We start from the raw sequence: 1,184 nt of genomic DNA, 5'->3' as shown, positions 1-1,184 counted from the left end.
CAACCACGAAATACATGAGCATGAGGAGGATTTATAGTGACCCAACTACAGTTTAACTTAAACATTGATCACTTGAAAGAGTCCGTTATGAGTTCCAATATTGAAACAGTTGTGAAGTCGACGATCGTATTGGTGCTAAATGAATTCATGGAAAGGGAACGAGATCATTATCTACAAGCTGCTGCCTATGAGCGTACTTCGGAACGTCAGGATTACAGAAATGGTTACTATGAGCGTGATTTAGTCATGAACATTGGAAAAGTAACCTTGCGTGTTCCTCGTACACGCGAGGGAGAATTCTCACCTACCGTCTTTGAGAAGTACGCACGCTGCGAACAAGCACTTGTACTTTCTATGTTGGAAATGGTGATCAACGGCGTCTCGACTCGTAAGGTTACAAAAGTCGTAGAACAACTATGTGGTGAAAGGATCTCCAAGTCCTTTGTCTCTTCACTAACAGAAAAGCTGGATCCGATCGTGAATGCCTGGGCGAATCGTCCACTGAATGTGATGTACTTTCCATATTTATTTGTTGATGCCATGTACATCAAAGTACGTGAAGATCAGCGGGTTGTATCAAAAGCCGTCTATATCGCAACCGCACTGAACAAAAACAACCAACGCGAAATCATCGGATTGATGGTCGACCATGCAGAAAGCTTTGACGGCTGGAGTAGATTCTTTCAGTATCTTAAATCACGTGGCATCCAGTCTCCCAAGTTGGTCATTTCAGATGCACATGGTGGGCTGAAGAAAGCGATTGAACGTGAATTCATCGGAACGAGCTGGCAAAGGTGTAATGTCCACTTTAAGCGTAACATTTTTAATGCGCTCCCGAAGAAAGATACCGCTGAAATACGGACGATGATTAAACGTATCTTTGAAGCCGTAACGATCGATGACATGCGCACCTTTAAGTCTGAACTCATACATCGTTATGGCGAGGAGCCTCGTTTCAAAAAGGCATTAGAGATTCTTGAAGACGGCTTTGAAGACACCATACAGTACATGATTCATCCTGAGCCGATTCGAAAACATATCCGTAGCACAAACTCCTTAGAACGGTTAAACCAGGAAGTGCGAAGAAGAGAGAATGTGATTCGTATATTTCCGAATACACAATCCGCTTTTCGCTTGATCGGAGCGGTGCTGATGGAATATGAAAAAACATTTAACAAGAGAAA

Annotated in this window: 1 protein-coding gene; it reads left to right on the top strand. The window is 42.9% G+C overall.

The window, feature by feature from the left end; genetic code table 11:
• Positions 1–36 precede the first annotated feature (36 nt).
• A partial coding sequence (locus ACFQ03_RS25820; protein ID WP_379291894.1) for an IS256 family transposase occupies positions 37–1,184 on the top strand: 1,148 nt, incomplete at its 3' end.

The sequence above is a fragment of the Paenibacillus residui genome, assembly GCF_042677205.1.
In the GTDB taxonomy this organism is placed as follows: Bacteria; Bacillota; Bacilli; order Paenibacillales; family NBRC-103111; genus Paenibacillus_L; species Paenibacillus_L residui.
This window is presented reverse-complemented; position numbering and strand designations above follow the sequence as displayed.